The 7,691-nt window shown below is 64.4% G+C and carries 8 protein-coding genes and 4 tRNA genes; 5 read left to right on the plus strand and 7 right to left on the minus strand.

Going from position 1 to position 7,691, the window contains the following annotated elements:
• Positions 1–2 precede the first annotated feature (2 nt).
• The 3 genes from thrS to R4P57_RS16845 form a co-directional block, all read right to left on the minus strand.
• A complete protein-coding gene (gene thrS, locus R4P57_RS16835) occupies positions 3–2,063 on the minus strand; it encodes a threonine--tRNA ligase (protein WP_317803966.1) in 2,061 nt (686 codons plus the stop codon).
• 102 nt (positions 2,064–2,165) lie between these two features.
• Positions 2,166–2,567 carry a TIGR02611 family protein gene (locus tag R4P57_RS16840; protein WP_317803967.1) on the minus strand — a complete coding sequence of 134 codons (402 nt, stop codon included), beginning with the start codon at positions 2,565–2,567 and terminating at the stop codon, positions 2,166–2,168.
• 116 nt (positions 2,568–2,683) lie between these two features.
• Positions 2,684–2,755 (minus strand) — tRNA-Val (locus R4P57_RS16845).
• A gap of 243 nt (positions 2,756–2,998) precedes the next feature.
• Between R4P57_RS16845 and R4P57_RS16850 the strand changes: the two genes are divergently transcribed.
• The 5 genes from R4P57_RS16850 (at position 2,999) to R4P57_RS16870 (ending at position 4,232) form a co-directional block, all read left to right on the plus strand.
• A tRNA-Gly gene (locus R4P57_RS16850) sits at positions 2,999–3,070 on the plus strand.
• A gap of 17 nt (positions 3,071–3,087) precedes the next feature.
• Positions 3,088–3,158 (plus strand) — tRNA-Cys (locus tag R4P57_RS16855).
• A gap of 37 nt (positions 3,159–3,195) precedes the next feature.
• Positions 3,196–3,270, plus strand: a tRNA-Val gene (locus R4P57_RS16860).
• Positions 3,271–3,388: 118 nt separating this feature from the next.
• A complete protein-coding gene (locus R4P57_RS16865; protein ID WP_317803934.1) occupies positions 3,389–3,700 on the plus strand; it encodes a hypothetical protein in 312 nt (103 codons plus the stop codon).
• A gap of 136 nt (positions 3,701–3,836) precedes the next feature.
• Positions 3,837–4,232 carry a hypothetical protein gene (locus R4P57_RS16870; protein ID WP_317803935.1) on the plus strand — a complete coding sequence of 132 codons (396 nt, stop codon included), beginning with the start codon at positions 3,837–3,839 and terminating at the stop codon, positions 4,230–4,232.
• A 117-nt stretch (positions 4,233–4,349) separates the two neighbouring features.
• On the opposite strand, the gene R4P57_RS16875 is transcribed toward R4P57_RS16870, so the two are convergent.
• The 4 genes from R4P57_RS16875 to R4P57_RS16890 all read right to left on the minus strand — a co-directional run bounded on the left by R4P57_RS16875 (position 4,350) and on the right by R4P57_RS16890 (position 6,943).
• Complete coding sequence (locus R4P57_RS16875; protein WP_317803936.1) at positions 4,350–5,597, minus strand: phage major capsid protein; 1,248 nt, start codon at positions 5,595–5,597, stop codon at positions 4,350–4,352.
• A 263-nt stretch (positions 5,598–5,860) separates the two neighbouring features.
• Complete coding sequence (locus tag R4P57_RS16880) at positions 5,861–6,106, minus strand: hypothetical protein (RefSeq protein WP_317803937.1); 246 nt, start codon at positions 6,104–6,106, stop codon at positions 5,861–5,863.
• On the minus strand, positions 6,099–6,458 hold the full coding sequence (locus R4P57_RS16885) for a hypothetical protein (protein WP_317803938.1): 360 nt from the start codon (positions 6,456–6,458) through the stop codon (positions 6,099–6,101). The genes R4P57_RS16880 and R4P57_RS16885 overlap by 8 nt, the downstream gene beginning before the upstream one ends.
• The gene (locus R4P57_RS16890) at positions 6,455–6,943 is read right to left on the minus strand and encodes a P27 family phage terminase small subunit (protein WP_317803939.1); all 489 of its coding nucleotides are present in this window, start codon (positions 6,941–6,943) and stop codon (positions 6,455–6,457) included. Before R4P57_RS16890 ends, R4P57_RS16885 begins: the two co-directional genes overlap by 4 nt.
• Positions 6,944–7,691: the final 748 nt, after the last annotated feature.

Here is a 7,691-nt window from a genome sequence, read left to right on the forward strand (position 1 = left end):
GATCAGCTCACTCCTGCGGGTTCGGTCTGCACGAGCTCGGCGGTCGGTGATGCGTTGTTGCGCTGGGAGATCCAGTCGGTGATGACAGTGATGGCCTGTGCCACGGGGACGCCGTTGACCTGCGTGCCGTCCCGGAATCGGAAGCTCACCGCACCGGCTTCGACGTCGCGTTCGCCGGCGAGAAGCATGAAGGGGATCTTCTGCGCCGTCTGGTTGAAGATCTTCTTCTGCATCCGATCGTCACTGGCATCGACCTCGGCGCGCACGCCACGCTTCTTCAGCTCGTTCACCACCGCGAACAAGTGGTCCTGGTACACCTCGGCAACCGGGATGCCGACGACCTGGACCGGTGCGAGCCACGCCGGGAATGCGCCCGCGTAATGCTCGGTGAGCACTCCGAAGAAGCGCTCGATGGAACCGAACAGCGCACGGTGAATCATCACCGGGCGTTCCTTGGTTCCGCCCGAGCCGGTGTATTCGAGCTCGAAGCGTTCGGGCAGGTTGAAGTCGAGCTGAATGGTCGACATCTGCCAGGTGCGCCCCAGCGCATCCTTGGCCTGCACCGAGATCTTCGGTCCGTAGAACGCGGCACCACCCGGATCGGGCACCAGGTTGAGGCCCGACGCCGCCGCCACCTCGGCGAGGGTGTTGGTCGCTTCTTCCCAGACCTCGTCGCTGCCGACCGACTTCTCCGGGTTCCGAGTGGAGAGTTCGAGATAGAAATCGTCGAGGCCGTAGTCCTTGAGCAGCCCGAGAACGAATTCGAGGGTGCTGGTGAGCTCGCCGCGCATCTGCTCGCGGGTGCAGAAGATGTGCGCGTCGTCCTGGGTCATGCCGCGCACGCGGGTCAGACCGTGGATGACGCCGGACTTCTCGTACCGGTAGACCGAGCCGAACTCGAACAGGCGCAGCGGAAGTTCGCGGTACGAGCGACCGCGGGAACGGAAGATCAGGTTGTGCATCGGGCAGTTCATCGGCTTGAGGTAGTAGTCCTGGCCGGGCTTGCGCACGTCGCCGTTCTCGTCGAGTTCGGCGTCCAGGTGCATCGCCGGGAACATGCCGTCCCGGTACCAATCGAGGTGACCCGAGACCTCGTAGAGATGGCCCTTGGTGATGTGCGGGGTGTTGACGAACTCGTAGCCCTCTTCGATGTGCCGCTGGCGCGAGTAGTTCTCCAGCTCGTTGCGGATCACACCACCCTTCGGATGGAACACCGGAAGACCGGAGCCCAATTCGTCGGGAAAGCTGAACAGGTCCAGCTCGGATCCGAGCTTGCGGTGATCGCGACGCTCCGCCTCGGCCAGCAGTTCGAGATGCGCATCGAGTGCTTCGGCGGACTCCCATGCCGTTCCGTAGATGCGCTGCAGGCCGGCGTTGTCCTGATTGCCGCGCCAGTATGCAGCCGAACTGCGGGTGAGCTTGAACGCGGGCACGTACTTGGTGGTGGGGATGTGCGGTCCGCGGCACAGATCGCCCCAGATGCGCTCGCCGGTCCGGGGATTGAGGTTGTCGTAGGCGGTCAGCTCTCCCCCACCGACCTCCATGACCTCGGGATCGTCGATGCCGGACTTGTCGTCGATCAGCTCGAGCTTGTACGGCTCGTTCGCCAACTCCTCGCGGGCCTGATCCACCGACTCGTACACCCGACGCGAGAAGCGCTGGCCGGCCTTGACGATCTGCTTCATCTTCTTCTCGAGTGCGGTCAGATCCTCGGGAGTGAACGGCTGCTTCACATCGAAGTCGTAGTAGAAGCCGTCCTTGATGAACGGTCCGATGCCCAGCTTGGCGTCGGGAAAGAGCTCCTGAACGGCCTGCGCCAGCACGTGTGCAGCCGAGTGCCTGATGACGCTTCGTCCGTCCTCGGTGTTCGCCGGAACGGGCTCGACCTCGGTGTCGCCCTCCGGTGCCCACGACAGGTCACGGAGCTTGCCGTCGGGATCGCGCACCACGACGATGGCGTCGGGTCCCTTGTTCGGCAGGCCGGTGTCGCGGAGCGCCGTACCTGCCGTCGTTCCTGCCGGCACCATGATGCGGGCGGGCGAAACGGCGGCGACAACGGGCATGCTCACAGCGATGTACTCCTCGATCGATTCTTCTGGCCAGGAAGGCCTCCGACAGCCTATCGGCAACGGTCCACTCGATTGGCCTCAGCGCGACGCGTGACGTCAGATCGGGCTTTCGAGCCACGTCCAGTCGAGCCCGATCCAGCCCCCGACCAACGCGAACGTGCCCAGTAGCCACAGCGTTGCGAGCACGACGACCGTGGTGAACAGAACGCCGAGACCCTTGACGAACATCGACTGCTTCGAGAACCACGCCATGAATGCGTCGTATCTCTTACGGACGAACCGCAGCGCACTCTTTGCCCACGCGAATTCCGACGCCAGGATTCCCAGGCCGGCGAACACGATCAACCAGCCGGGCCCCGGGTACGGAATGGCGAGTACACCCAGCACCAACACGACTGTTCCGACGACACCGACCGTTATTCGGTACGTGAGATCGAGGGACTTGTTCTCGGCGATGCGCGCCCGAAAGCGCCGGTGCTTCACCTTGGCTGTGTCCATCGGACCCTGGTCGGCGGCGGCCTGGGGCTTCGTCTCTTCGGTGCTCACCGGCTCAGGCTACCGGCCTCGAACGCAAGAAGGCCCACACCGGCGGGCGGTGTGGGCCTTCTTTTCTGTGGTCCCGGCTGGGATCGAACCAGCGACCTTCCGCGTGTGAAGCGGACGCTCTCCCACTGAGCCACGGGACCGAACGAGGCAAAACATTAACACGAGGTGCCGCGGCGAACCGAATCGCCTGCCCGATCACCGACTACGTCGACGGACTGCCACCACAGGGCTCGTCTCGCCTCTGCTTTCACATCTTTCACATGCGCTGCACGTTCGAATTCCGCAGCTGACCACGAGATTTGTGAGTTTCACTCCCGTTGGGTTAATGTTTTCCCCGCACCACGGAGACAGCAACTGCCCAGCAGTGAACGCCTCCGGGGTATGCGGATGTGGCGCAGTGGTAGCGCATCACCTTGCCAAGGTGAGGGTCGCGGGTTCGAATCCCGTCATCCGCTCGAGGGTCTCGACCCATGGTGGAGTGGCCGAGTGGTGAGGCAACGGCCTGCAAAGCCGTGCACACGGGTTCGATTCCCGTCTCCACCTCGCTAGTGCATCGGTTGCAAGACCGGTGCGAGGACACGCGCGATTAGCTCAGCGGGAGAGCGCTTCCCTGACACGGAAGAGGTCACTGGTTCAATCCCAGTATCGCGCACCACAGAAATACCAGGTCAGGCCCCCTTTCGAGGGGGCCTTTCTTGTGTCTGCACCACGTGTGCCCCACGTCGGTGGTGCGGCGCGTAACGGGTGCGCTTTGTCGGCGCGATAGTGCAGGCATGACCTTCAGAGACGTGACATCCGTTTCGGCCCCGACATTTGCGGTAGCGCGGACGGCGGACCGCTCCCCTGCCGACGTCGACGACCGCGTGACCGTCGAGATTGACACCGATAAGCCGAGGCCCATTCAGATCGTGACCGAGAATGGAAATATGTTCTTCGCGGCCTCGGCCTCGCAGGCATATGGGATCGGCGCTCATCTATCCCCCGCCGACGCCCGCCGTCTTGCCGCCGCGTTGACCGAGGCCGCCGACGAACTCGACCCACGCCCGCCGTCCGGCGGGGCATTCTCGATCAGTTTGGGCGGCTAACGCGAGCGGTTTGCGAACACTTCCGAGCGGTGAGCGCGGGCACCGTGCCCATACTGTCGGACCGGCGGCATACGCTTTGTCCTCAGGCCGACCACGAGGTCGGTTCACGTGCTCGACCTAGTCCTGAGGACTTGCCTTGCAGTCTGCCGCTCTCGAACTCGACGCCCTCGCCGCCCCGCTCGGCTACACAGTTACCCACACGGGTGACGCCGAGGGCAGCTACACACTCAAGGCCCTCGACGGCTACCAGGTTGTCATCATCACGCCGCACGCCGATGACGTGCGGAACGAGATTGACCTGCTCGACAAGAGCGACGTGTGGGAACTCAAGCGTGGCGAGCACGTCGCGGCATCGTCGTTGTCCGCTGTGGTCGACGTCGACGGCACACCCCACACCGTCTCCGGTGAGATGGTCATTCGGAGTGTGGGCGGTGGGTCCATCGTTTTGACCCGCACCGGCGACGAGCCGAACCCACGGGGCGCGTGGACCAAGGCCCCGGTGCGTCGTAAGGCAATCATCCGAGTCGAGTAGCCCTCGATACGCACACGACAACGCCCCGGCCCTTGTGAGGTGCCGGGGCGTTGCTGTGTTCACCCGAGCCGACCGCACGGTGCGAACGCCGCCGCTATTGGAACGGCGGGGTATCTGTTAGGCCCTGGTGCCCAACTCGACTACCCCGAGGGGGCTCACCAAGTTGACGCCGATACGCGTCTCGACGCGCACCTCGACCTCGTTGCGCGAGAACCCGCTGTAGGGGTTCCAGTCGACGGCAATGCGTCCGTCACCGACGAACTCGACCGCCGCAGTGTCGAGTAGCACGCCGGTTTTGGTGGGCAACCCGTTGCTCGTGACCGTCGGCACGCCCCACACAAGACGCTTAGCGCGGTCGACGGGCAGGTTGGCGGGGCCGAGGTCGAACCCGCCGTCACCGACGCGGCGGGTGAGTTCCAGTGCCTCCCAATCGTCGGGTGAAAGCACGAGCGCGGTGGCTTGGTGGCCAAGGCGTTCGAGGTCGGTAATGCCCTTTCGGATGGTCGTGAGCAGGTCGACAGCGAAAGCCCGCCCCTGAATGGACGAGTAATTGAGTATGCCGCGCACGTTGTCGACACGGGGCGGCCCGGCGGCGACTGCACCGTCACCGACGAGGATTGCGTCCTCGATGCCCAGGCGCAGACCGTGCAACATGCGTCGTTCGAGGAACGCCTGCACCGAGGCCGAGTCTTCGAGCACATACTTGTCGATGGGCCCTGCAAGGTGTGCCACGACGCGCAGGTGATCCTCGACGCGCTCGATGCTGTAGTCCGACCGCGGCTTTTCCTCACCGATGGCCACGACGCCTGCGTTGTCGTTGCGGCTCACCTCACGCATGTACGAGAAGTGCGAGTCGACGCGCTTCATCGGCAGCAAGTCGAGGATCGTGGTCGGCAGGTCGGGACGCTCGTAAATGCCGATCATCGGCACGTCGCCGGTGGCGGTGCCCGCGGGCACGAGGGCCTTGGCCGACGGGTCGGGGTTGGTCATCCCCTTGGCGAGTACCGCCGCAGTGCTCTTGACGCCCGACGGCGTGCTCAGACCGATGTACTTGGTGCCCAGGCCGCCCCCGCCGTTCACAGCGTTACCGTCCTGGTCGATTACGACGCCGCCTTTCATCTTGGCGGCGGTAGCCGCCGACCGCTTGGCCGCCTGCATCGTCCGGTCTACCTCGGTGACGCGACGGGTGGCCTTCTCCAACGAGTCGTTCTCTTCGTCGGTGAGGTCGCGGTTTTCGTCCTTGATTGCCGCAAGAAAGTCCTGGCACAGGGCGATCAGTTCGGTGCGGTATTCCTCAAGGGTGCGCCCGTCTTCGGCGGCCTCGGCCTTGACGAGCGCGTTGAGCTTCTGCGATTTGATCTTCACGGTGTCCCCTTATGGACTCACGTACCGCGTTGCGGCACAGTCGGATTCAGTGAGCCATGCGGGCCGTTCTACGCCTCGGGGTGTATGGGCGAGCCGTTTCGAGGTGCACGGTTGGCCGGTGCCACCGAGGGCACGGTTGGCATAGGCGTCGACCTCGGCGAGCCGGTTCTATCGCGGTGTATTGCAGGCCCGCAATCCGGTTGGCCTCGGTCGACGCAAGGGCAACGCTACCCTTGAGTTACGTTGTGCTGCAACGCTATCCCTCAGGCGTGGCGAGTGTTGTTCCACATGCGGCTATCCCATTGGTCGGCCGCAGCCGGACTAGCGCAGACCACGGATTCCCCGTGCCCCATCGGGTCGACGTCGACCTGAACCGTGCGGGCAGCGGTGTCCTCGGCAGCGGTGCGCACAATGGGTATCGGCGTTGAGGCGGGCTCGTGGCCCTCGACCACCTTGAGGGTGACCTCGATGCCGCTCACGACGGCGGTGCGGTACCTACGTTCACTCATTGGCGTCGTCCTCGTCGTCGCTCGGTAGTGCGTCCTCGGGCAGTTCGGCGTCGAAATCCCACTCGGCGGGTAGCTCGGGCTTGGCGGCCTGTGTCGACTCTTTGGGCACCGTGCCGAACAGGTCTTTGTGATACGACGCGCACAAGCCCTCGGCGCGCTCGACGTGCTTGCCAACGAGGTCGGTACACCGCTCGAAATCGCCCGCGAACCCCCACGCGATACGGACGGCACCGCGGCCCAACGTCCAATAGACGCGCGGATTGTCGGCGTTGGGGTCGGTGTCTTGGTTCTCGAACTTGGCGGCCAGGGCCTCGAATGTGGCGGTGGCGCGGCGTAACGCGTCGGCGGTCATCCTTGCCCCGCAAACGGGTTCGGCACGTCGTCACCGTCGCCGGTCGGTGCGCTGCCACGTGAGGCGGCACCCTCGGACGCGGGCGACAGTCCGAACATGGACGTCTGTAGCCGGTGCTCGACGAGGAACGACTTGTAGAGCTTGACCTCGGGGCGTTCGACGTACTTGGTCGTGGTGGCCCCGGCGGTGTCACGCACCGTCACGCGTTGCTTGAACCCATTCTTACGCAGGAACTTTCGTATTCGTACGAGTTCGGACCACGTCTCGACGAGGTTGACGAGGGCGGCGCGGTCACCGATCTTGAGCCAGTGCCCGATGCTCTCGATGACCCGGTCCCATTCGAGGCTTGCCTCGGCGGTGAGGTCGTCGGGCTTGTCCGGTGCGTGACGCTCTACGCGTGGCGCGGGCATGGTGCGCCCGGCACTGTCGACTCCCTCGTGTCGTGCCGTAAGTAGCTTGAGTGCATACGGTTTCGCTGCTGGCATTGGCTTCCTCCCTTGCATTCTCGCCGAACCTAGCCTCGTCGATCCGGATCGGGAGGAACGGATCGACGAGGCGTCGGCGCGCAGTGCCGTCGCCGAACGACACCCCTCGACTGTACCGCTCTTTGTATTGCTGCCCCGCGAGTGGTGTGCATTTGTGCAGATCACTTGAGTAGACCGCCAAGTAAGGGTGCCCTACTAAATGGTCTCCCGCGCGGTTCGGGTGATAGTGGGCCGGTGCCCTGCCGATCCGACCCCGGTCCCGTCTCTCACGTGCCCATTCCCGGCCCTGAGAGCCACGCTCACAGCCGTTCGCCCAGGTTGTGCACGCCGACAAAGCCCGAGGAAGGGGGGTGCAAACGAAATGAGGGCCGTGAGAACGGAACTCGGGGGTACCCCACGGCGTCGGCGGCGTTGTCGACACCGTGGGATGACCACCCGGCTCGTGCAATTTTGCACGTGTGCGTTTTTGCAGATTGGGTCACGCGTCGGCGGTGCGTTGCTGGTCGATAATTGCACGAATCTGCCTCGACGCCTCGGCTCGGCGTTCTAGCTCGGCGTCGTGCAGTGGCCGAGCCGTAGACCTCGGCGGTGCACTGCTCGGATATCCCGCGCGGATTCTGTCACGGCGTCGCCGCGCCGCACGTTCAACGTCCCAACTGGACGGGTCGGTCTTAACCTGAATGCACCGATGAGCTGACTCGCTTTTTCTGAATGATGTTGCACGGTATCGACCTGGACGCGGGCGTGA

This window comes from Rhodococcus sp. IEGM 1330, from assembly GCF_033142445.1.
In the GTDB taxonomy this organism is placed as follows: domain Bacteria; phylum Actinomycetota; class Actinomycetes; order Mycobacteriales; family Mycobacteriaceae; genus Rhodococcoides.